This is a genomic window from Mycobacterium sp. NGS50 (assembly GCF_059812545.1).
The window spans coordinates 1-230 of the sequence record NZ_JCALCW010000115.1 but is presented as its reverse complement, the minus strand read 5'-3'; the positions used below and the strand labels follow the sequence as shown (position 1 = coordinate 230).

At 65.7% G+C, this 230-nt stretch carries 1 protein-coding gene; it reads left to right on the top strand.

Features of this window, described 5'->3' with window-relative positions; translation table 11 throughout:
- Window positions 1–230, top strand: a 230-nt coding sequence (gene gjpA / locus AC5Y36_RS25930) for an outer membrane porin GjpA (protein WP_500043838.1), incomplete at both ends; no start/stop codon positions are given.

Sequence of the window (230 nt, the reverse complement as noted above, 5' to 3'; positions counted from 1 at the left end):
GACAGTATCGGCGACACCCTGGCCAATATGTGGGGTGCGGTGTTCAACGGCGCCACCCTGAATCTGGATGCGTTGTTGCCGATGATCAACGAGGCCGGGTTCTTCCCGGCCGGAATGAACATGGATCACCTGGACTTCGCGTTCGGCGGACTGTTGAGCCCGGGCGCGGTGGCCGTGGGCCCCTATCAGGTGCTCGGGGCCGGCGGGGAGGTGGTCGCCTCAGTACCCGC